19 protein-coding genes are annotated in these 22,916 nt (G+C 63.4%); 4 read left to right on the top strand and 15 right to left on the bottom strand.

Annotated features, from left to right (window positions below; genetic code table 11):
* Positions 1–125: 125 nt before the first annotated feature.
* The 7 genes from AT302_RS24960 to AT302_RS24930 form a co-directional block, all read right to left on the bottom strand.
* Positions 126–905 carry an HD domain-containing protein gene (locus AT302_RS24960; RefSeq protein ID WP_218918977.1) on the bottom strand — a complete coding sequence of 260 codons (780 nt, stop codon included), beginning with the start codon at positions 903–905 and terminating at the stop codon, positions 126–128.
* A 31-nt stretch (positions 906–936) separates the two neighbouring features.
* On the bottom strand, positions 937–2,397 hold the full coding sequence (locus AT302_RS24955) for an aldehyde dehydrogenase family protein (protein ID WP_058376305.1): 1,461 nt from the start codon (positions 2,395–2,397) through the stop codon (positions 937–939).
* 51 nt (positions 2,398–2,448) lie between these two features.
* Positions 2,449–3,435 (bottom strand): PDR/VanB family oxidoreductase, encoded by a 987-nt coding sequence (locus tag AT302_RS24950; RefSeq protein WP_058379933.1) that lies wholly within the window; start codon positions 3,433–3,435, stop codon positions 2,449–2,451.
* Between the two features lie 24 nt (positions 3,436–3,459).
* Entirely contained in the window at positions 3,460–4,479 is a 1,020-nt protein-coding gene (locus AT302_RS24945; RefSeq protein ID WP_058376304.1) for an amidohydrolase family protein, read from the bottom strand.
* Between the two features lie 79 nt (positions 4,480–4,558).
* The gene (locus AT302_RS24940) at positions 4,559–5,836 is read right to left on the bottom strand and encodes a Rieske 2Fe-2S domain-containing protein (protein WP_058376303.1); all 1,278 of its coding nucleotides are present in this window, start codon (positions 5,834–5,836) and stop codon (positions 4,559–4,561) included.
* Positions 5,837–5,899: 63 nt separating this feature from the next.
* Positions 5,900–6,922, bottom strand: coding sequence for a DODA-type extradiol aromatic ring-opening family dioxygenase (locus AT302_RS24935; RefSeq protein WP_058376302.1), 1,023 nt, complete (start codon positions 6,920–6,922; stop codon positions 5,900–5,902).
* The gene (locus AT302_RS24930) at positions 6,915–8,294 is read right to left on the bottom strand and encodes an aromatic ring-hydroxylating dioxygenase subunit alpha (protein ID WP_064675006.1); all 1,380 of its coding nucleotides are present in this window, start codon (positions 8,292–8,294) and stop codon (positions 6,915–6,917) included. Before AT302_RS24930 ends, AT302_RS24935 begins: the two co-directional genes overlap by 8 nt.
* A gap of 403 nt (positions 8,295–8,697) precedes the next feature.
* Here AT302_RS24930 and AT302_RS24925 point away from each other — a divergent pair, with 403 nt between their 5' ends.
* Together AT302_RS24925 and AT302_RS24920 are read left to right on the top strand one after the other, a co-directional pair.
* Positions 8,698–9,807, top strand: coding sequence for a CobW family GTP-binding protein (locus AT302_RS24925; RefSeq protein WP_058376301.1), 1,110 nt, complete (start codon positions 8,698–8,700; stop codon positions 9,805–9,807).
* A gap of 49 nt (positions 9,808–9,856) precedes the next feature.
* Positions 9,857–10,606, top strand: coding sequence for a FadR/GntR family transcriptional regulator (locus AT302_RS24920; RefSeq protein ID WP_058376300.1), 750 nt, complete (start codon positions 9,857–9,859; stop codon positions 10,604–10,606).
* Positions 10,607–10,771: 165 nt separating this feature from the next.
* Here the strand turns inward: AT302_RS24920 and AT302_RS24915 are convergent, their stop codons facing one another.
* The 4 genes from AT302_RS24915 to AT302_RS24900 are packed head-to-tail and all read right to left on the bottom strand — an operon-like array spanning position 10,772 to position 13,971.
* Positions 10,772–11,473: an RraA family protein gene (locus AT302_RS24915; RefSeq protein WP_084656455.1), complete on the bottom strand. Its 702-nt coding sequence runs from the start codon at positions 11,471–11,473 to the stop codon at positions 10,772–10,774.
* 11 nt (positions 11,474–11,484) lie between these two features.
* On the bottom strand, positions 11,485–12,147 hold the full coding sequence (locus tag AT302_RS24910) for an RraA family protein (RefSeq protein ID WP_058376299.1): 663 nt from the start codon (positions 12,145–12,147) through the stop codon (positions 11,485–11,487).
* Positions 12,148–12,205: 58 nt separating this feature from the next.
* The gene (locus tag AT302_RS24905) at positions 12,206–12,898 is read right to left on the bottom strand and encodes an RraA family protein (RefSeq protein ID WP_058376298.1); all 693 of its coding nucleotides are present in this window, start codon (positions 12,896–12,898) and stop codon (positions 12,206–12,208) included.
* Between the two features lie 50 nt (positions 12,899–12,948).
* The gene (locus AT302_RS24900; protein ID WP_058376297.1) at positions 12,949–13,971 is read right to left on the bottom strand and encodes a DODA-type extradiol aromatic ring-opening family dioxygenase; all 1,023 of its coding nucleotides are present in this window, start codon (positions 13,969–13,971) and stop codon (positions 12,949–12,951) included.
* Positions 13,972–14,300: 329 nt separating this feature from the next.
* Here AT302_RS24900 and AT302_RS24895 point away from each other — a divergent pair, with 329 nt between their 5' ends.
* Positions 14,301–15,695 (top strand): MFS transporter, encoded by a 1,395-nt coding sequence (locus AT302_RS24895; protein WP_167365819.1) that lies wholly within the window; start codon positions 14,301–14,303, stop codon positions 15,693–15,695.
* Between the two features lie 189 nt (positions 15,696–15,884).
* Here the strand turns inward: AT302_RS24895 and AT302_RS24890 are convergent, their stop codons facing one another.
* The 4 genes from AT302_RS24890 to AT302_RS24875 form a co-directional block, all read right to left on the bottom strand.
* Positions 15,885–16,955 carry a porin gene (locus tag AT302_RS24890; protein ID WP_058376295.1) on the bottom strand — a complete coding sequence of 357 codons (1,071 nt, stop codon included), beginning with the start codon at positions 16,953–16,955 and terminating at the stop codon, positions 15,885–15,887.
* A gap of 405 nt (positions 16,956–17,360) precedes the next feature.
* Positions 17,361–17,849 carry a RidA family protein gene (locus AT302_RS24885; RefSeq protein WP_058379931.1) on the bottom strand — a complete coding sequence of 163 codons (489 nt, stop codon included), beginning with the start codon at positions 17,847–17,849 and terminating at the stop codon, positions 17,361–17,363.
* Positions 17,850–17,997: 148 nt separating this feature from the next.
* Positions 17,998–18,396, bottom strand: a complete 399-nt coding sequence (locus AT302_RS24880) for a c-type cytochrome (RefSeq protein ID WP_058376294.1) — start codon at positions 18,394–18,396, stop codon at positions 17,998–18,000.
* 73 nt (positions 18,397–18,469) lie between these two features.
* Positions 18,470–20,113: a flavin monoamine oxidase family protein gene (locus AT302_RS24875; RefSeq protein WP_237172014.1), complete on the bottom strand. Its 1,644-nt coding sequence runs from the start codon at positions 20,111–20,113 to the stop codon at positions 18,470–18,472.
* A gap of 569 nt (positions 20,114–20,682) precedes the next feature.
* On the opposite strand from AT302_RS24875, the gene AT302_RS24870 reads away from it, so the two are divergent.
* On the top strand, positions 20,683–22,914 hold the full coding sequence (locus AT302_RS24870) for a hypothetical protein (RefSeq protein WP_058376293.1): 2,232 nt from the start codon (positions 20,683–20,685) through the stop codon (positions 22,912–22,914).
* The last annotated feature ends 2 nt before the right edge of the window (positions 22,915–22,916 follow it).

The following is a 22,916-nucleotide window of genomic DNA, read 5'->3' as shown; positions in this document are numbered from 1 at the left end:
CCGGTTGATCAACCATCCGACGCATGATGAAAAAAAGGGGATGCGATGTTCACGCATCCCCTTTTTGCTTTCTGAACCGGTGGCGGGCGGCAACGTATTTACGAACGCACCGCCCCCGCGAGTCATCACAAAAACTTCGTCGGCCAGATAATAGTCCGCCACATATGAGCGGACGCCGATCCATCGAAGCCCAGTCCTTCCTTCGGCTGCTTGAAATGCCGGCCGATGATGTCGATGAACGGATCCCAGCTCACCTGCGCGTTCGGGTCGAACGAATAGATGTCGTTCAACGTGATCAGCCGGCTCGTCATGTACCACTTGTGATTGCGGGCGTACTCCCAGTCGGCTTTGACGTAGTCCTCCGGCGCATAATCCCCGCCAAAGTACCGGATGTACGCCTCAGGGTAGTCGTAACCCACCGACGCATCCGGGAAGAAGCGAAGCGCCTGGTGGTAGCGGATGGCCCAACTCACTTCCTCATCGACGTAAGGCGCAAGCAACTGCGCACCCCAGTACCCGTGATCGGCGCGAATGAAACCCGACACGCTGATGTCGTGCAGCAGACACGCGAGAATCGTCTTCTCGTCGTGTCCGGCCTTGAGCGCGTGCGTTGCGCTTTGCAGCAAGTGGTTTGCAGGTGCAAAGCGGTGACGGAAGAAGTCGAGCAATGTGGGCCGCTCCGGCATTGGCTGAAGGCGCGGATCGTCGCCCATCAGGAAATGCCGGGGATCGGGCTTTCCGCCGGGGGGCGGCATGATCGGTGCTGTCGGATCGCGATCGCCCGAGGTGAACAATACCGAGCGGACGATCTTGCAGTCGAGCTCCTCGATCATCCGATGTTCCAGCGCATCGGCGCGCGCTGACAGATTCATACCGGTGTGTCCCGGCGCATTCGTGGTGGACATGTCGTCTCTCCTGAACGATTCGTTGACGGGCTCAGCGCTGCGGCGCTTTCGACGCAACGGGCGGCATGGGCGGCATGGGCGGCAGAACAGGAACGCTCACCGCCCGCGTTTCGGTGTAGTTTTTCAGGCCCTGCGCACCGTACTCGCGACCGATGCCCGACTCCTTGGTGCCGCCAAACGGCACGTCGTATTCCACCCCTACATGGTGATTGATCCACGCCGTGCCCACTTCGAGCCGTTGCGCAATCGCTCGCGCCCGCTCGGGATCCGCACTCCAGACCGAGCCCGACAAACCGAACCGCGTGTTGTTGGCACGGCGCACGACGTCATCCACGTCGCTGAACCGAATCACCGGCAACACCGGCCCGAAAGGCTCCTCGTCGACCAGCCGTGTGCCTTCGGCAATATCGGCAACGATGGTCGGTGCGATGAAATAGCCGGGCCGCGGCAACGCTTCGCCGCCGCACAAGATGCGCGCATTCTGGCGACGCGTGTCCTCGATCAACGCCAGCACGCGCTCGTACTGCATGCGGTTCTGCACCGGGCCCATCAGCACCCCCTCTTCGAAACCTTCACCGACTTTCACGCGGCGAGCGATCTCCGCGAGCGCGTCGCACATGGCGTCGTACACCTTCTCGTGCACATACAGGCGTTTGATGGCCATGCATATCTGGCCGCTGTTGCCGAACGATGCCCAGAACAGGCGTGGTGCGAGTGCCTTCACATCGACGTCGTCGAGCACGATGGCCGCATCATTGCCGCCAAGCTCCAACGTCACGCGCTTGAGCGTGTTTGCCGCACTCGCCATGACCCGCTTGCCGGTCGCGACCGACCCGGTGAAGGAGATTTTGTCGATGCCGGGATGTTCGGTCATCCATGCGCCCAGATCGTTGCCCCCGGCGATGACGTTCACCACGCCGGGCGGGAAATGCTCGCGCGCGATCTCGCCGATGAGCAGCGTCGTGAGCGGCGTGTACGGCGACGGCTTGAGCACGATCGTGTTGCCCGTGTAGAGCGACTGCGTGATCTTCGGCAGCGCAAGCAGCACGGGCACATTCCACGGGGTGATCGCACCGACCACACCGAGCGGGTGGTACTGCAACTCAACGTGACCGCGTTCGTTGTCGCGCAACAACTCCGGCTTCAGGTCGATGGCCAGCAGGCCTTCCAGATTGGCGAATGCGCGACCCAGTTCGTCCTGCGCACGGGCGAACGGCTTGCCTTGCTCGCGGGTGAGCAGCGTGGCGATTTCGTTGGTGCGCGCACGCAATGCCTCGGCAAAACCGCGCAGCATGTCGCGGCGCTCGGCCGGGGTCGTCCCTCGCCAGCTGCTGAACGCACGGCGCGCAGCAGCCACCGCGCGATCAAGTTGATCGCGAGATGCGTCGGGACACGCGGCGAACGGCGCGCCAGTCCCGGGATTGATGACGTCGAACGAGGCGTCGCTCGATTCGCCGCGACCGTCGATGGTATGAGTGAAACCGCTTTGCATGTCGTCTCCTCCAGCGTCCTGTGCCGGACGCATTGATAGTGATAGGCGTTGCTACAGATCGAGCACCAGCCGGTCGCCTCGGCAACCGGAGCAGCAGATCATGACGGTGCGGCCGCTGGCCCGTTCGTCCTGACTCAACACGAGGTCACGATGCTCGGGCGTGCCTTCGAGTACTGCGACTTCGCACGTCCCGCAAACGCCTTCGCGACAAGAATACGGGGCGTCCACGCCGGCGTCGAGCAACGCATCGAGCATCGTTTGTCCCGGCTTGACCACGACGATCTTCCCGCTTTTCGCGAGCACCACGTCGTATTGGTCAGCGGAACCTTCAAGTACTTCAGGTGCACCAGCGCCTGCGAAATACTCCACATGTCCGTGGCAATCTGCGCGGCGTGCCACTTCAGCCTCGAACGCCTTCAACATCGGTGACGGTCCGCAGCAGTACAAGTGCGTGCCCGCAGGCGCTTCATCGATGAGCCGGCCGAGATCAAGCGAGCCTTGTCCCGGTGCGCGATCGAAGTGCCATTCAACGCACCCATGGGCGAAAGCGCTGCCTTCCAGATGCTCTGCGAACGCTGCCGTCTCCCGGGAGCGTGCACAGTAATGCAGCGTCCAGGGGCGCTGCATCGCTTCGAGACGGGCGGCCATCGACAACAACGGCGTGACGCCGATGCCGCCCGCCACGAGCACGGTGTGCCCGCTGTGTGCCGCCGTCTCGTCGAGCGGAAAGTGGTTGCGCGGTGCACTGATCCTGAGCGCCGCGCCTTCGTGCAGATGCTCGTGCACGAAGGCGGAGCCGCCACGGCTCGCCGCATCACGGTTCACGCCGATGACATAGCGATGCCGTTCTCCCGGATCGTTGAGCAGCGAATAGCATCGCGACAGTCCGTCGCGCAGGAACAACTCGATATGCGCCCCGGCGGTGAACGGTGGCAGCGCACTGTCGTCAGGTGTGCGCAGTTCGAAGACGGCAACGGCGGCCGTCTCCTGCGCGCGTCGCACGACGTTGACGATCAGCGTGTCGGTGAAGTCGGACATGTTCATGGCGTCGTGCGCAGCCGGTTATGCCGCGGCCTTGGCGGGCAGACGGAAGACGTGACGCGCGTTGTCTTCATAAATCTTGCGACGGTCGTCCGCACTCAGCCAGTCGAGCTTGTCGATGAGCGAGCGCACGTCGTCCATCGAGCGGCCGGTGGCGGGATTGACGGCCGAACCGACGCCCGGGCATTCCGTGCCGAACAGACAGCGATCGACGCCCACTGTTTTGATCAGCAGCGACAGCGCCTCTTCGGTGTACAGCACGGTGTCGAAGTACAGATTGCGCAAACGCTCCGAAAACCGCTGGCCGTTCGGGCGGCGCAGCGTCGGTGCATCGAAGCGGCCGATCTGGTACGGCACCGCACCACCGCCGTGGCTCACCACGATCTTCAGGTTAGGGAAGTCCTTGAAGACGTCTGAGTTCACGAGACCGAAGACGGCGATCGTCTCTTCGTTGATGAAGTGCAGCGAGTACGGCACGCGCTCGGAGCGCGATCCGGTGCCGTGGATGTGCGCAGGCACATCCAGCTCGCACAACTTTTCATACAACGGATACCAGTAGCGATCACCCAGCGGCGGCGCTTCGGCGACACCGTTCTCAAACGGATCGGGGTTGAGCAGACAGCCCGCAAAGCCCAGTTCGTTGATGCAACGTTCCAGCTCGGGCAGCGCCTGTTCGATGGGATCGCCGGCCGTTTGCGGCAGCCCCGCCACGCCGGCGAAGGTCTGCGGGAACAGTTGCGTCTGGCGATAGATGATGTTGTTGCACTCTTCGGTGAACCAATGCACCAGCTTCGAGGGTTTCTCTGACTGCATCAGTTGGAACGGACGCGGCGAGACCAATTGCAGGTCGGTGCCGTGATCGCGGATGTAGTCGAGGTGACCCTTCGGCCACGTCTCCGCACGATTGGCCGCGGCGCGGATCTCGTCGTCGGAGACGTTGATGCGTCCGCGTCCATGCGAGCCGCGGCTCGCCAGCAGACTGGCCTTGTAGGCCCACAATTCGGTCGGTGCGCTTACGTGTGCGTGGCAATCGATGATCATGCTGAACTCCGGTGTCAGGGTTGAGACTGGGTTGCGAGGGAACAGAGAGGGAAAAAGCAGGGCGTTGTGCAGTGCGCGGTCATGACGCCTTCGCCGGTGCTCCGCGCAGCAGTGCCGCCGCGCCGTCGAGTACCGGAACGTCTTGCGGCAGCAGCATCGACACGGGTCGAACGTTGTAGCGCGCCCCGTCGTTCGCGCAGGCGGGCACCTGCCCTTGTGCGAGATCGCGTGCGAGACCCAGCATCAACCGGCGAAAGCGCACGATGCCCCGATCGGATGCCCCTAGACGCTCCTGCGACCGGTCTACGATGGGCCCCATGCTTTCCTGCACGGCGGCATCCTGATTCGGAATACCTTCGATGCCGGTGAAGTTGGACGTGCGCTGGCGTGCCCGGTCGATGCGGTAGTCGTTGTCCCGATGCAGCAACGGTTGATAGCCTTCGTCGACCGGTCCCCAGAAGCCCTCGCGACCGCCGCGAAACGCAATCTCCTCGTCGCGATAAGCACGCGCGGGGCTTGCGCTGAAAGACCACGTCCATGTGGTTTCGTCGTCGATGGGTACCCACGCGTGACCGTCATACGGCTCTTGGCTCGATTCGGCAAAGTTGCCCACGGGCGGAATCATCGTGTAGCAAGGCAGCAGGAATTGCGTGACTCGCCAGTAGTACGTGCCGGGTTCGGCGTGCCGGCGTGCCGCGATGACGAGCCCGTGCCCGGCGTCGCTCACTTCGAAGACCGGGTGACGGTCGGTTGCGTGGTAGCGATTGCTCGGCGCGCCTGCCGCCGATTCGGTGCGGCTGTGCAGAAACGAAATGTGGCTCGAATCGATACCGCCTTCGACGGCCTGCGCCCAGTTGCACGATTGCAGACGCTTGGTCGCCGTGTGTTGACGTTCGGGCAGCCGCGACCATTCGAAGTCCGGCAACGCGGGCACCGATTCGCGCGGTCCCATGTACACCCACACCACCCCATTGCGCTCGGCAGTGAGATACGCCTTGATGCGAACGTTGTGCGTTTGCGGGTTCTCGTGTGGCTCGGACGGCATCTCCACGCACTGCCCGTTCACGTCGAACTTCCAGCCGTGATAGACGCAACGCAAGCCGCAGTCTTCGTTGCGGCCGAAGAAGAGACCCGCGCGGCGGTGCGCGCAGTAGGCATCCACAATGCCCACACGGCCTTCGGTATCGCGGAACGCGACGAGGTCTTCGCACAGCAAGCGCAAACGCACGGGGGCGCCGTCACGCTCGCCGATCTCCGCAGAGAGCAGCGCGGGCAGCCAGAAGCGGCGGAACAGTTCGCCCATGGGCGTACCGGGTCCCACTCGGGTGAGAGTTTCGTTGTCTTGCGTGGAAAGCATGCCTGCCTCCTTGCAGGTGGGGCCGGCGCGTCACCCTCTGCGGGGTGTGCGCGGCGGCTGGCCTCAGTCGGCCGGATGCCAGAGCACGAAGCCCATGGCGTTGCCCGTGCCGGCCGCCGAGCGGTAGCACGGTACGTAATCGACCAGTTGCATCGTCATCGCTTCGGCATTGGCCGCTGCAATGACCGGCAGCCAGTTCTTCACTTCCGAGGTGCCCGACTGAAGCAACGTCTCGTCGATCCCGCGCAGATACGCGTTGTCGCCCCGCACCATCGCGTCGAGCAAGGCGCGGTCGAACGCTTCATCGATGACGAAGTGGCTCAACCCGCCGGAGGCAATCAATGCAACGCGCACGTCGTGCGGCCATGCGTTCAGCGCATCGCGCAGTGCCAGTCCGAGGTCAACGCAACGTGTGGCGCGCGGCTGGTTGGGCGGATAGAAGGTGTTGAGCATGATCGGCACATGCGGTGGCACGCGGCCCTGCATGACCCGTTGATAGACGAAGCCAAAGGCGTGCGGCATGCCGGTCGGACCGTCGTTGCCGCGCTGCGGGACTTCGGTCGAGAGCGTGATGTCGTGCCCCCGGTCGGTAAATGCCGTCGCAAGATGCCGTGCGAGCGGGGCATGCGCCGGATACTCGGTGCGTGCCCCCGGCTTGATGGCCGCCGAGGAGATCGAGATGCCGGGCGGCATCTTCGCCAGACGCGCCTCGCTCACCGGTTCGTCGAAAACCGACTCACCGCCGTAGAGCCACAATGCGGGCGTGATTGCCGGTCCGAAGACTTCACGCTGATCGTTACCGACGATCACGACGATGTCGGGGGCCGCGTCTTCTAATGCCTGCGAGAGGACTTCGAGTGCCACGGCACAGCGTGCCGCATGCGCCTCGCGCGCCGGGAGCGTGACTTGGGCTTCGAGGCCTTCGCTCGCCCGCAGCGTCATCAGTGCGTCGAAGCTATGGGTCTGCCCGCGAAACGGATGCGCTGACTCGGCACGGTCGGCGCGCACGCGCAGATCCCAGTCGGCGGGTGGCGTGGAGAGCATCGGCCCATGAGACGTCCCCATGGCCAGCACGATCTTAGTCATGGCGCTCGTCCCGAATCGGATGGATCGGGTACGACTGCCGGCCGGGCTCACGTGAAATGTGGGTCTGACTGGATTCGCCTGTCAGGTCGGCATCGACCACGTTGCCCTGCGCGTCTACGCGTACGCCCATCGCGTCGTGGAACGCGCGCTTGATGGCTTCAGGCTGTCCGGCCTGAAAGGCGTATTCCTTGAGGTGTTTGCCGATGATTGGATGCGCCTTGAGCTCGTCGCGCGTCAGCCCATCGACAAACAGACGGCGCGCGGCGACCGGCAGTTCGATGCACGCGTTCTTGGCGTCGTCGCGCACCAGCCCTTTCGGATCACGGCCCTGCGCAACGGCGTCGAGCTCGTCGAAAAAGTGTCGGCGCAACATCGCGATACCCCGGTCGCTCGCCCCGAGATTCTCCTGCGTTCGATCTGCGATGCGTCCCTGTCCGACCCACGCGACGAAGTCTTGATTCATCACGTGGCTGGAGATCCACTGCCCGGTAGCTTCGTCCTTGACCGGGCCGTACCACGCCGGGATTTTCTCTTGCACGTACGGCTCGCGCTCGCGCGGCACGCGGTTGAAAGCCCAGGTGATCGACAGCGTGTTCTCGTCGTCGATGGGCACCCGCCATTCGAAGTGATCGCCCAGACAGAACACGTTCGGCCACAGCGCCAGACGGCCCACCGCCCACAACGGGTGCTTCTCGTCGGTGTCTTCGCGAACGCGCTTGTAGATCAGGCCGTACTCGAATTCCTCGAAGCCGAGCTTCGTGTGCGTCGGGGAGTAGGGGCCGGTATCGCCGCGCAACCGGACGCTCCAGTTCGAATGCATCCACTCGAAGTGCACGGGGTCGATGGAGTTCTCCTGGCACTGGAACCAGTTGCAAGGCACTTCCGAAATGACGACCTGACGGAAACCGTTCGCCCACGTGAACGGCTCCCACGTCGGCACGAGCGGCGCCGGCAGCGGCCCCATGTAGGCCCAGATCATGCCGGCCTTGACCTGCACCGGATACGACTTGATTTTGATGCGGTCTTTCAGGCGCACCTGCGGATTGGCAATGTCTTCATACGGCTGCTCAGTGCACTGGCCTGTCTCGTCGTACAGCCAGCCGTGATAGTTGCAGCGCAGACCGCACTTCTCCACGAATCCATAGGCCAGATCGGCGCGACGGTGAGGGCATTGACGATCCACCAGTCCGTAGTTGCCCGAAAGATCCTTATAGAGCACGAGGTCTTCACCGAACAGACGCGCCGGCCGCACTGAAATCTCGTCGAACTCGCTCTCTGCCCCAATCGGATGCCAGTAACGCCGCAGCAAATCGCCCATCGGCGTGCCGGGCCCGACCTGCGTCAACAACTGGTTTTTTGCCTCGCTGAGCATGGATGTCTCCGTCCGTTTTTTGTGGGATGCGCACCGCTTTCAACAGTGCATTGGCGCATACTGTATGCGTGTTTATTTGACGTGTCAACGCCCTTTGTCGTGCGATTTGCCATCCCTTGGCGGTCTTCGATGTCCGTGCAATCGCCCCGCCGTTTCCCCGCCGTTTCCTCGCCGTTTCCCTGCGGTTTCCCGCCAATGCCGTGGAAACCCGCGAATTTAGGCGGTTTCGCCTATTGACGGGATATGATTACAAACATACTGTATGCGCATTATACTTCGATGCGTACACCGCTTGATCAGCGTCAAGGTCTCTCGGCGGGACGTACTCTACGCTGCGACGACCATGTTCCGAACCGCCGATTTTCTGCCCGATCCGTCCTCACCTCCACCCATCGAATCGACCATGTCAGCCACCGCCGCCCGCTTGCCGGTCACGCTCCTCACGGGTTTTCTCGGCAGCGGCAAGACCACCCTGTTGCGTGCGTTACTCGCGCACCCTGGCATGAGCGACACGGCCGTGATCGTCAACGAGTTCGGGGAAGTGGGGCTGGACCATCTGCTCGTCGAGACGCTCGATGCGCATACGGTGCTGTTGGATAGTGGCTGCGTGTGCTGTGCCGTTCGCGATGATCTGAGCGAGACGTTGCTGTCGCTGCATACGCAGTTGCTCGGTGGCGAGATCACCCCGTTTTCGCGGGTCGTGATCGAGACCAGCGGTCTGGCCGATCCGAGCGCGGTGGTGGCGGCACTGGTGCGTGACCCGGCGCTGTCGCGACGCTTCGTGCTCGATGCGGTCATCGTCACCGTGGACGCCGCGCATTCGATGTCGCAGCTTGCACAACAACCGGAGGCGCTGCGTCAGGTGTTGCTCGCCGACCGGTTGCTCATCACCAAGGCAGACCTTGTCGACGACGATGCGCTCGACACGCTCCGCGGGGCGCTGGCCCAGCAAAATCCGGCCGCATCCCAGCATTTGTGTGAGCACGGCCGCATCGCACCGTCGGACGTGCTTGGCCTCGGCATGCATGCGGCGGGCAACGTCGCGGACGTGACACTGCGCTGGCACGACACCCCTGCGCAGACACATTCGCCGCGCTATCGATCCGTGTGTAACACCCACGGCACCACCGCGTGCACCGACTGCGTGCCGCGCAGGTTGCTGCCCGGCGACGATACCCCGCATCGCGCCGACGTCACCGCCCATTGCATCACGCTGGAGACGCCCCTCGATTGGGACGTGCTGAGCAGTTGGCTCGGGGCCGTCGCTTTTCATCACGGCAATGAACTGCTGCGTTTGAAGGGATTGGTCGACGTGGCGGGCGAAGCCGGCCCCGTCGTCGTACACGGTGTGCAGCACTGTCTGCATCCTCCCGAGATCCTTCCGGCGTGGCCCCGGCGTGCCGAGGGTGCTGCCAATACCGAACAACGCTCACGCTTCGTCTTCATCATGCGCAACGTGCCGCGCGAGGCCCTGCTGGCGCACCTGACCGAAGCGCAGCGCGTACCGACATAGGCTATGCGCAATGTAGTATCTTGTTGCCGACAAAACGACCAGGAATCCCATGCCACGCGAAAAAGCAGAAACACCCGTCTGGAAACTCGGCCGCGCCGAATCGACCGCCATGCGCGTCGAACGTCAGATCAAGGAGGCATTGCTCGACGGGCACTTCGCTCCGGGTGATTTCCTCGGCTCCGAAAACGACCTCGCCACGCAGTTCGGCGTGAGCCGTCTGCCGATTCGCGAAGCACTGGGCCGCTTGCAGGCGCTGGGTGTCGTCGATATCCGCACGGGGGCCGGTGGCGGCGCGCGTATCGCGCAAGGCAATCCGTCGCTCTTCTCCGAAGCACTGGCGATTCAGCTCAAGCTCGTGGGTATGTCGGCCGAAGAGATCTTCGATGCGCAGTTCACGATAGAGGTCGCGGTCGCCGCACTGGCCGCTCAGGCGGCGACGGCAGAGGACATCGAAGCGCTGGAGTTGGCACTGGAGAATGCGCAGGCGCTGGTGGGCACGCAACACGAGTTCACGCAGGCATCGATGGCGTTTCGTAACGCGGTGGCGCATGCGTCGCACAACCACTTTCTCGAAGCGATGATGCAGGCGATCGTGCACGTGCTGTACCGCTCGCTCACGCCGTACACCACCGAGACCGTCGCCAAAGGCGTGATCAAGCGCCACCGCGAGCTGCTCAATGCGATTCGCGCGCGCAACGATGAGGCCGCCCGTCAGGTCGTCTCGCAAAACCTCACGGTGCTGCGCGAGAAGTATCTCGCCGCGCGCGATGCAGCCACCAAGGCTGCTGCCAAGCGCTGAAATTCCGCGCGGCGCGGGCAAAAAGAAACCGCGTCCCCCGACGCGGTTTGCAAAAAGCCGGCCCACCCCCAAGCGGACCAGCGCTGCCTGATAGCGAGCGCGGCAGCCGTCGAGTACTGGCTGCTGCCTGCTGCCTTCACTACTGCATCGGCTGCGTCAGCGGCATCAGCGATTCCAGCCGTAGATGTCCAGCGACGCCTCACCGGCCTCTAGCCGGCGAATGATGTCCGCCTCCTTCGCCTCGCGTTCATGGGCATGGCTCACCACTGCTTCAAGCGAGCCCTGCGGCAACGCGACGACACCGTCGGCATCGCCCACGACGACGTCGCCCGGCGCAATGACGATGTCCTCGATGCGCACCGGGTAACCGATCCACCCCCGCGCTTCGAAGTCCTTGCCCGTGCCGCGTATGCACAAGCCTCGTGCAAACACAGGGAAGCCGAAGCGCTCCAGAATCGCGCCATCGCGCACGCACCCGTCGATCACGAGTCCGCCGAGCTTGCGTGCGCGGCCCATGGTCGACATCACTTCACCCCAATAGCCGGCGTCGTAATGTCCGGCGACACGCACTACCAGCACATCGCCGGGGCTGGCCAAGGCCAGCGCACGATGCAGCCAGAGGTTGTCGGCGGGAGGGGCATCCACGGTCAGTGCCGGGCCGCACACCCGAAACGTTGGGGCCATCGGTTTGATCGCGGCGGGCAGGGCGCCAATCTTGCCCGCCGCCTCGTGAAGCGTGGCGACCGGCAGCGCGGCGACACGCGCCAGGAGCGCCGGGTCCGGCCGCGCGAAATCGAGATTGACCGTCGGCAGACGGGCGAACGGAAATTGCGACGTGAGCGGCGTCCCGCACGAAGTGGTGTCCATGCGTCGTCTCCTTAACGTTGGCGCGTTTGCAACTGGTGATAGCCCAGATCCTTACGGGCATCGTCCAGACGCTTGCCGCCACGCACCGCCTCGCGAATGTGGCGTTCGGCTGCGTCGATCGCTTCTGCCGCATCGAGTACGGCCGCTTCATGCGCTTGCGGGATCACGATCACGCCGTCGGCATCGCCGCGCAGGATGTCCCCGGGATTGACACGGGCGTTGCCGATATTGACCGGGATGCCCACCGCTTCGACCTGCACGCGATCCTTGCCGGTGCGCATCCAGTTGCCCCGGCTGAAGATCGGATAGCCGAGTTCGAACGCCAGCGAGACATCCCGGCAGATACCGTCGATCACCGTGCCCGCGATGCCGCGCCGATGGGCGATTTCCGTGAGGATGTCGCCCCACACGGTGCAGTCCTCGCGTCCGCCGTTGTCGAGCACGAGCACTGTGCCTGCCGGGATATCGTCGATGTAGTCGCCGACGGTGCCCGGCGGCGTGCTGGCCGGACCGTACTGCAATGTGTAGGCGCGACCGGCCATGCGATAGCGGCTGTCGCGTGCCTTGATCTGATGACATTGGCCAGCGATGCCGAGCCGGTCGAGCGCATCGCTCAGTGTTGCCGTGTCGAGTGCCGCCGCGCGTGCGACGTTGGTGTCTTGCGGTTGTGTCATGTTGTGTCTCCTGAATAGGTGTCGGCTGCGGCGACTGGCCGGCGGCTTATGCGGCGGCTTATGCGGTGGCTTGCGCGGCGGTGTCGTGCAGCATGTGTTCGTAGTTCGCGCCCATCACTTCGGTGACGGGGTGGCCGGCCAGCAGTGCCTTGGCCATGGCCGCCTCACGCGCGGCAATTTGTTCTGCGGCGGCGAGCACGCGATCGATGTTCGCCGCGCTCACGAAGACCACAGCGCTGTTGTCGGCGATCACATAGTCGCCAGCGGCGACGTTGAAACCGTCCACATTGATGGGAATGTTGGTCCCGGCTTCAGCAACTCGCGAGCGAGCGGTGCGTGCCGTGAGCTCGCGGCAGAACACCGGCAGGTCGTAGTCGCGGGCTTCGTCGATATCGCGCACGGGGCCATCGGCAACGACACCCGCGATGCCGCGCTGGACGGCAGCGAGCGAGAGGATGCCGCCCCAACTGCCTGCGTCGAGCCCAGTGCGTTGTTCGACGACGATCACGTCGTCGGGCCCCGCCAGCATGACGGCGGTGGTACCGAGATGACGCGGCACGCCGGTGGCGGCGGGGGCATCGGTAGCGGCAATGAGTTTCACGGTGACGGCACGCCCGGCGATGCGGCGCGCGCCCGAGCGTTGCGGCAGGTGGCTGACGGTGCTGGGCAGCCCGAGCTTGTCTAGGGCGTCCGAGACTGCGCAAGCATCGAGTTTGCGCAGTCGTGAGACGGTGTCTGAAGTCGCGTTCATGACGTGTCCTTGCCAGATTGTGTTAGGGGTAGAAAGTCGCGCAGCGTGTGTCATGCCGGTGCCCAGTAAGCGAACGCCATCGCGTTGCCCGTGCCTGCTTCGGTGCGATAGCACGGCACGTAGTCGACGAGCGTCATGTGCCAGTCGATGTCGTGCATCGCGGCAGCCAGCGGGTACCAACTCTTGATCTCTGCGGTGTTGCCGTTGAAGTACGACTCGGGAATCTCGGCCAGCGCGGTCTCGTCTCGCGCAGCAAAAGCATTCAGCACGCGCTTGTCGAGCGCTTCGTCGATGACGAAATGCGTCATGCCACCGGAGGCGAGCACCGCCACGCGCATGTCGCTGGGCAAACGCTCGATGGCGGCGCGCAGCGCATGACCGAGCGCCAGACACCGCGCCGCGCGCGGCTGGTTCGGCGCCACGCCCACGTTCAGGAAAATCGGCACACTCGGCGGAGGTACGTCGCGCATGATGCGCCGGTAGAGAAATCCGAAGGCATGGGGAATGCCGTGCTGACGATCCTCTCCACCGGGCAGGCGCACCGATCGCGCGACATCGAAGTGCGCATCGCACAGCGACCGGATCAGTGCATCGGCCACGCCGGGCGATCCGGGATACGTGGCGCCTTGCGGCGGGCAGTGCCCCGCTTCGGCCACGGCGACACCCGGCGGCAAGCGATCCACTTGCGCTTCGGTCAGCGGAATGTTTTCGATGCGCTCGCCCGCATAGACTGTGATCGATGGCGTCAGATCGTCTTTGAAGACTTCGCGCTGATCGTTGCCCAGCAGAATCACCACATCAGGCCGCGCAACGGCGAATCGGTCGGCGAGCGTGTCGAGCGCGCGCTGACAGGCGTCGAAGCGCATTTGCTTCGCGTCGGGCGTGATGGCGTCGGCAAACTGCGGCGACTCAGCGGCGCGGGCGATCAGCAGCGCGTCGTATGGCATCGCCTCGCCCCGGAACCAGTGTTGTGCATTCTTGCGATCGGCCCCGGCGCGCAAATGCCACATCTCAGGCGGCGTCGCGAGCATCGGCCCGTGCGAACACCCCATCGCGAAAACGATGCGTGCCATCAGTGTGCCTCGCGAAATGGCACCGGCGCCTCACGCCGGCGAACGACACTTGCTTGCCTCATGTGTGTCTCCTTTTATGGCGGCACGCACAGGAAAAGTGCGATGCCAATCACGCTTAATGTGTATTACTGTATGCGTGTTTTGGCAAAGAATAGGCGGGTTGTATTTGGGTTGTCAACGGCCCGCAGGGTTTTTTTCGTCGTGTTTGACACTGCTCATAACAGGCATATAGTATGCGTGTTAGGCTGCGCCGAATTGCGGGCAAGCACCCGTTCATGAGCCACAAGTCGCGCACAGCACTCACTACGATAACGATACTGGAGGCAGACATGACCCAATCCGCGATGGACGCCAGCCCGGCGAACGCGCCCCCGCACGATCCTGCGCCTGCCACACCATCTTCCGCACCCGCGGCACAGCCATCCGGCAGTGACACTCGCCGTGTTGGTTGGCGCGACTGGTACATGCTGATCGTGCTCACGGCCATCTTCGTGCTGTCGTTCGTCGACCGCTCGTCGCTTTCGCTTGTGGTTGGGCCGCTCAAACAGGAACTGGGGGTGAGCGACTTCCAGATGAGCCTGCTGCTCGGGCTCTCGTTCGTGGTGCTCTACAGCACGTTCAGTATTCCCGCCGGGTATCTGGCCGACCGGTTCAGCCGTCGCGGCATCGTCGGTTGGGCGGTGTTCGTCTGGTCGTCGATGACGGTGCTGTGCGGCTTCGCGTCGAACTACGTCCAGCTCTTTCTCGGACGCACTGGTATCGGCATCGGCGAAGGAGCGCTACAGCCTGCCGCTTATTCGATGATTCGGGATACCTTCCCGCCGGACCGGCGCGGACGCGCGTTTGGCATCTATCACATGGGGCCGATGCTCGGTGTGGGCTTCTCGCTATTTGTCGGCGGCACGCTGCTTAGCTTGTCGCAGAGCGGCGACGTTGCGCACTGGCCGATTCTCGGGTCGCTGCGGCCGTGGCAATTTGTGATCGTTGTGCCGGGGCTGGTCGGCATTCCGCTCGCGCTGCTGATGCTGACGCTGCGCGAACCCAAGCGCGCGGCGAAGCAGCAGTCCAGCGACGCACCGGGCTACCGCGACGCGCTGCGCTTCGTTCGCAGCGAGTGGCGTCTCTACGTGCCGCTGTGGACGGCCGCCACGCTCTACGCGATGGCGATCTCGGGGTTTAACGCGTGGCTGCCCACTGTTATCTCGCGCGTCTGGCAATTGCCGTTGCCGAGCATCGGCCGCATGCTTGGGCCGCTGATGATGATCTCGGTGCCCGCAGGGCTGGTGCTGCTCGGCGCGGTCATGGACAGATTGTCGCGCCGCGGGCGCCGCGCTGCGCCCCTCGAAGTGGCGATGGTCTCGACGTTCATCTCCTGTCTCGCCACGCTCTTCCTCGCCTTCACCGACAACCACGCGCTCGCGGTTGTGCTGTACGTGTGCCATACGTTCTTTGCCAGCCCGATTCCGTCGTCGGCCGGTGCCACGATGGCGCAGATCACGCCGGGGCGAATGATGGGCAAGCTCTCTTCGCTCTTCTTCCTCGTGCAGAACTTGCTAGGCCTTGCCTTGGGGCCGACGGTCGCCGCCATGATCTCGCATCTGTTCTTCACCGGGCCGATGGCCATGGGGTACGCCATCATCACGACCTTCTGCGCCTGTACGGCGATCGCCGGTGTGATGTACGCGCTGGTCGCCGCACAAGTCCGCCGCCGTAACTTCGAGTAACCCGACCGCCGGCATCACCGTCCACGACGCGCCGTCTGCCTTCGGGCGACGGCGCGTATTCTTTTGCGCTCGCATTGCATAGACCTCTCGCGCGTAAAAAAACCACCGCAACAGTCGCGGTGGTGAAGGGTCAACGGTCAATGAATCAGCAATGAAGGTAAGGCGTGTGAAGCCTTCTGTGGACGTTGATCAAAACCGGTGCCGCAAACCGACGCCTACGCCGGTCTGGTCGTGGCCATTCGGAAACTCGGCGCGCTGCGCGCCGTGACCGACGCTGTAGTCCACCGTGCCGTACAGCGTGGTGCGGCGCGAGAAGCCGTATTCCGCCAGCAACACATAGGTTTCCCGCGATCCGTCGCCTGCGTCTCCCGTTACACCGTTCACGTTGGTGGCACGGTCGTAGTAGACGGCGGCGGAGAGCGTCAGCGGCTTCGATACCTGATACGCCACGCCCGCAAAGAATGCATTGTCCTTGCGCGGGTTCGGACCGCCCGTCACGCCACGGCCCGAGAGGAAGCCGTCGACGAAGCCGGTCTTGTCGTTACTGTTGTAGTAGCCGAGCGTGAGCGTCGCCGGACCCCATTCGTACTTGAGATCCAGGTTGTAGATCATCTGCGTGTTGGCCTGAATGTCCCGGTTCTGCAACACGTTTGCGGCAATGCCGAACGGCTTGCCCATGTACGCCACCGAGAGGACGTAGCCGGAATTGCGTGCTGTACTGCCTGCCACGCCGCCGACGATGTACTCCAGACCCACTTGGATGTCCTGATATCGCTTGGTGTATTTGACCGCGTTATTGCCGCCGTTCGGGCCGTTCGTGCCAAATACAACCGGCATCCACTCGTTCTGGTCGTAGTTGCCGACGGTGAGTGGGTCCCAGCCTTCGATCAGGAGCTCCCAGAGCGGGTTGTCCTGCGTACCGATGGTGAGCTTGCCGTAGTCGCCTTCGAGGCCGACGTACGCCTTGCGGTTGAAGATCTTGCCGCTGCGCTGCGACGTGCCGTTGTTCAGGTGATAACCGCCCTCGAGCATGAAGAGCGCCTTCATGCCCTGACCCAAATCTTCCTTTCCGTAGATGCCCCAACGGCTTTGCGAAATGGCGCCGTCGGTGAGCGCGAAACTGCTCTTGTTGTCACTGGTAGCGCCCGACAGATAGCGAAGACTCGCGTCTGCTACGCCGAACATCGTGACGCTCGATTGCGCGAACGCCGGCGAGGCGATCAGCGCCCCGGCGGCTAGAGGAAACGCCCATGTTTTCATTTAATGCCTTCCCCAATGCGCCAACCGCCCTGCAGCGGCCGGCCATGATAGCACCGCCGCGGCGTCGCCACTGTCGCCGAATCGCACAGATAATGGCAATATATTTCGTATAACTAATTAATTGTCATGTACCTGAATATGCGCCTGTTCGTCGCCTGCCTCCAAAGCGATGGCGACGTTATTTCCGGACAGTGATGATTCCAGAACCATCCGGCGCATACGGCGCCGACGGTCTCCCATGCCGCGACAATAAATTTGTATACCTAATTATTTTAATGTATGCTTTTCGTTGTATTACCCTCCCGAATGGCAAGCGTTGCACACGCCGTTTAAGTGGTCCGGAGGCGCGACGCTCCCTGCACGGAGCGTCGCATTTTTCCGAACATCTATGCCGCTAGCGCCCGGTCACTTCGCACCGGCCGGCTTCACAGCAATCACTTCGATTTCCACCATCCAGCCCGGATCGACCAGACGTGCCGCTTGCAGCACGGAGCGCGCTGGCAGGTTCGGGCCGTTCTTGTCGAAGAACTGGTAGTAGCCGTTCATGAAGCCGCCGAAGTCCATGACATTGTTCTTGGCGGGATCGCCCACTAGGAAGACCTGCATCTTGACCACGTCCTTCATGCCGAGATTCATGGTCGCGAGCAGTGCCTGAATCCGCTTGAGCACACTCACCGTCTGCTGCTCGGTATTGCCGTAACCGCCACCTTCGAGTTTTTCGGGCACCTGACCGCTCAGATACACGGTGGTGGCACTGGCCGGTACCTCGACCGCAAGCGCGAGCGGCCCGGGGGTCTTCGGCAGGTGGCGTACGACTTCCTGCGCACCGGCCGCATGGGCCCACCACATGGCAGCGCCTAGCGCCGCGACTTTCCACCATCCTTTCGCTGACATCGTCATATTGGTTCCTGAAGATTGTTGAATCGATAGCGCGCGCGAGCCCACGCGCGCCGGAATTTCCGACGCGTGACTGTCGTTTCTGCGTTCTGCTTCTGCGTTCTGAATGCGACGCGCCGCACCATCGCGCAGCACGTCGGGGGTCTCAGTTGCCCTTGGTGCCGCCTTCCGCTTCTTTCGCCGCTACGGTCTTGCGCACGGCTGCGACCTGCTCGACCGACACCGGGGCCGCGTTATTGCCCCATTCGCCGCGAATGAAGCTCACGACCGCGGCGATCTGCCCATCGTTGAGCGACGAATTGAACGTCGGCATGCCGCCACGTCCGCCGATCACGGTCTCGACGACCTTGGAAGGATCGCCCAGCACGAACTTGTCGCCCTTGAGGGCGGGAAACGCGCCGGGAATGCCTTGCCCGCCCGCCTGATGACAAGCTGCGCAGTTGTTACCGAAGAGAGTCTTGCCCGACGGCGTCTGCGCGTGGGAAACACCGGCCACCTGACCCGCCACCAGACCAAACAACGCGATCGACCACAACTTTTTCATTGCTTCACTCCTGTCCTTTTCTTCTGACTGCTACTGACGTTGCTACTGAAGCGTTATTGCTGCTGCATCAAGCTCATGCACTCAGACGTGCATGCAACTGCTCGATCTGATACCAGGCCGATTCGATGGCGCCGGCCTGCCAGCCATTCAGATGGCTCAGGTGTTCGCCAGCGAGCAGCGTGCGGCCTTCGCCCTTGAGCAGACGGGGATACGCGGTGCGGCGTCCGGCTTCGCTCCAGTCGGCCCAGCCGCCGAGGTTGTACTTCACGCGGTGCCACGCCACCGAGAACGACGATTCGGCCGAGTCGCGATACTGCCCCGGAAACACTTTCTCGCCCGCCGCCAGACCGAAGTCCGTGCGCTCCTTCAGCGACATCGCGCTGATCTGCGCGGCGGTTGCCCCGAAGTTGTAATACGACAGCAGCGTGCCCTTCTTGCCCTGCCAGTTGGTCGACGGCAGCGAAATCAGCGTGGCGCCCTTGATGTCCGTCTGAATGTGGCCACCGTAGATGAAGTGATCCTCTTCCCAGAAGCGGCGCTTCATCTGCACGCCCAGTTTTCCGACCGGCTCGTAGGCGACTTGCATGGCGTCTTTGAAGTCGTCGGAGAAGTCGGTATCGATCTGCTTGAGCACCGACAGCGGGATTGTGCACAGGCAGAAGTCGCCCTTGACCGTGCGTGCGGCGCCGGTGCGTGTGTCTTTGCACTGCAAGACCACCCCGCTGTCCGTATTGCGCAAGTTCACGACTTCGGTGTTGTAGCGAATCATCTTCTTCGTGCGGGCCTCGAACGCCTTGGCCACGTGGTCCATACCGCCCACCGCCTGCAACATCGTCTTTTGCTGTTCGATGTCGTTGGCCGAGCGGTAGATGTTGCCGAGCTTCGACTTGAGCAGATCGCCGAACTGGAGCGGATCGGTCAGCACGCCGGCCTGCACCCCGGGGTACGTCTTGTAGCCGCGGGCCGACGTGCCCTTGTAGTCGAGGTCCTTCTTGTTCAGATAGCCCTCGTGCACGAGGTAGTCGAGCAGCAGCGCCTTGTCGCCTTCGCTGATCTGGTCGTTGAGCTTGCCCGCACGCAGCGTCTTGGCGAAGAGCTCATCGGTATAGCCGCGCATGTCCGCCTTGATCTCGAACTGGCGCAGGCGTTTGCCTGCGAGCGGGCCGTCGATGTTTTCCTTGTAGACGTAGGCCGCGTCGTTGTCATTGTTGAAGAGTTCGAGCGCCACGCCGAATTCGCGCGTGTAGTGCAGCGTGGACTGCTGGCAAAACGGAATGCGCCACGGGCCGTGATTGATGTACTGGCCTTCGTCGAAATTGCAGACCTGGCGCTCGCCGCCGAGTTCGGTCAGCTCGAAGCCCCGGCGTGCAGACTGACAGCGTCCGCCGGCAAAGCCACGGGCTTCGATGATCTCGCACTGATAGCCGAGCTTCGAGAGCTCGTACGCGGCGGTCATGCCAGCAAGGCCGGCGCCGAGAATGACCACGCGCTTGCCGCGCCCGCTGCCCGACAGTCGCGGGGGTGACGTGCGCACCGAGGCGAGATCCACCCCCCATGCTTTCATCGTGGCCAGCATGAGGCCACTGCCGCCGATGGCCAGCGTACGCATCAGGAAATCCCGGCGGCGCAACCCGCTCCCGCCTCCCTGTTCGCCTGCTCCTGCGATCGAATCCATCGAACCGAACGACTTACCCGTGGTTTGTTGCGCGTCTGACATGACTCTCCTCACTCATGGATGATGCAACCTGTCGCGAATGCCAACGCCGTGCGTCTGATGTGCGAGGGCGCGCCACGGCCTTGCGGACGAGCGCAACCGGCAAGCGCATGCAGCGCGTCGGCGAACGAATACGGGGGATAGTGAGAAGGCTCAGGGCGAGTGGCCAGAGGACCGCATGATGTCTCCTTAAGCGCGAATTCCGGGGCGAGCCCGACGGTCTTGCGCCGTCGTAACGCCGGGTTCTTGTCTTCTCGTGAAGCGTTACCCGCAGAGCCGGCCGACTGCGCGCTCCTGGGGGCGTGCGGCCGGTCGAATATGCATCACGCCGGCACTGCACTGCGGAGCCAATCCTGCTCAGGGGAATCGGGTATGCTTGCTCGCCTGTCGTATCAGGTTTGCCTGCCACCATAACGACCATACTATATGCGTGTTATGGCTTGGTGTATTAGCGTTAGTACTTAGCGTGCGTATGCCTATATGGGCTTATTTGCCTAGGGCAGCAGGGCACATCTGATCACCACGTGAATCGCGCTTCATTGTCTCGGACCTCCTTGGAAAGGTGACTTGCGATGAAAGACCCTGTGCCGAAGCAGGCCGAACAGGCGCGAAGCATCGATGAGACTCACGCCACGGCGCGAGCGACATCGGTGATCGAAGACAAGCGGCCTGCCGCGCAGGCGCATGCCCAACTCCGTGAAATGACAGAGCGCGGGCGGCGCGCACTGCAATTTCAGGCACAGCAGCGGGCTGTCAGCCGCGATGTGCTCGCCGAGCCGCAAGCGCATCGAGTCATGCCGGGCGGCCAGCGTGTCGTGCAGCGCCTTGTTTTCATCGGCGCCTCCACACGGCCGCTGGGATCCACGGCGCCACAAGTCGGCGAGGTCGCGCAGATTGCCCAAGCCGTCGCGCCCGCACAGGCCGCGCAGATCGTTGCCACCTTCCGCGCTTGGATACGAGATCCGTCGTCTCGACGGTTTGCGGATGCTCGCGCTGCCGTGGCAGCGATATTGAACACGTTGGGTGGCGTCACACCACCAACTCCGCCCTCCGAAGAACCCGCCGCAAGACGCAGCGGCGACTCAGGCGAACCCAGAGAACCCATTTCAACGTCGCAGCCGGATCCTCGCGGCCAGATCGTTCCCAGTCATGTGACGACGCAGGATGAGCCTCCCGGCGATCCCGGCAGAATTGATCACGATGATGAAGTCGTGGCAACCGATCTGGTGCCACAGGGCAACGAACGTGAGCCCGTCTTGCCTGATCGCTCGACAGCCGAGTCATCGAGTCAACCGGCCCCCGACCTCGCGAGCCAGATTCGACCGGAAGCGTCGACCCGCGTGGGTTTCGAGATCGAACTGGGGGAGGTCTACCGATTTCCGGAAAGCGCACGGCCAACGCTCGAACGCCTTTTGAATCGCACGCTCGCGGAGTACGTTGTCGTCGAGCCTTCAGCACGGCGGGGCGAGCCGCCGCGGCCTCGGGCGTTGCTTGAAGTCTTGCTCGACGACATCAAGCCAATTGTCCCCGGGCAGGAGGGCGACCGAGTGACCGCGCAAGTCGAATTCCGCACGCCGCCGTTCGCATTTGCCGCCTTGAATACCACCTTAGCCAGCCAGCTTCGCGGCGCGATAAGTCGCTTTCCTACCAGCATGTTCACGTCGGGATCGCCAAGTACAACGAACGACTGGCGGCCAACCGCACTACTGCGGCAACATGCTCGGCAATTGACCGAAGGCGCGCCGGATCACGGACGTTTCGCGATTTCCGCCACGTCTGCGTTGGCCCAGCATGCGACGATTTCGATCGAACTCGGCGCGTTCGGCAGGCTTGGCGGCGACCAACAGGGTCAGTTATTTCCAGCGGGGCGGGGCGCGGCCAACAAGCAGCAACTGGTCGAGCGTCTGGCACGTCTCACCGGAGGCGGTGGACGGCTGGACGCCTCCACCGGCGGCCGTAACCGCGCAGGGTCCACCGTGAAGACGCCGGTCGAGTCGATACTGGCCGCCGATTCGGAATTGCGGGCGCCCCAGGGCACTGACGAACCGGGCAGCGTGACGGTGGACGGGAGCACCGGGCATCCGTACGCACCCATTGACGAGGCGGTCCGGCAAATTCAGGCCGAGGGGCGTTTTCCGAGCCTTCAGGGGGAGGGCGGCCAAGGCTTCCGGGCGGTTGCGGAGAAACTCCAGCCGCCGTTGAGGGACCGGGTGTCCGGCGAGTTGAGAGTGCTGGTCGAGCACCGGAACGGCTCGTTGGTACGTGCCGTGAACGAGGCGCTTCGCGGGCGCCCCGAGGCATTGCGCCCAATCACAGCGGCAGCGGGCGAGATGGATCGGCAACGGGTTCCACTGACGAGGCCCCAATCATCGGGCACATCGTCGCGCGAATCGCCGGCAACGGCTTCGACGGTATCGACAACGGCATCGCGCGTGCAACCTGAGGCTGTTCAGGGCGCTCGCCCGGTGATCGCCGCGCCGCCGGGCCCGATGAATGTCCTCCAGCTCATCCAGCACTATGGGCCGGGTGTTCTCTGGGCAAGGCAAGGTGACACATTCAGTGCGGAATTCCTGCAATTCAGAGACCAACAGGCCACGGCCTTGCAGACACTGGTGCAACATGGGCTGGCGCAGGCAGAGGCCACGGCGATCGGCGCAGATTTGACATTGGAGGTCGGCAACGCAGGTGCGGCGGCGCTGGCGCCGCACCCGCCGGCTGCATTGCAGGAGCAGATATTCGACGCCGTGGATGACGTCTGGGGCAGGGACCTTTGGGCGTTACTGCGTTACTTCAACGGCGGATAACG

This window comes from Pandoraea norimbergensis (assembly GCF_001465545.3).
Taxonomy (GTDB): domain Bacteria; phylum Pseudomonadota; class Gammaproteobacteria; order Burkholderiales; family Burkholderiaceae; genus Pandoraea; species Pandoraea norimbergensis.
This window is presented reverse-complemented; position numbering and strand designations above follow the sequence as displayed.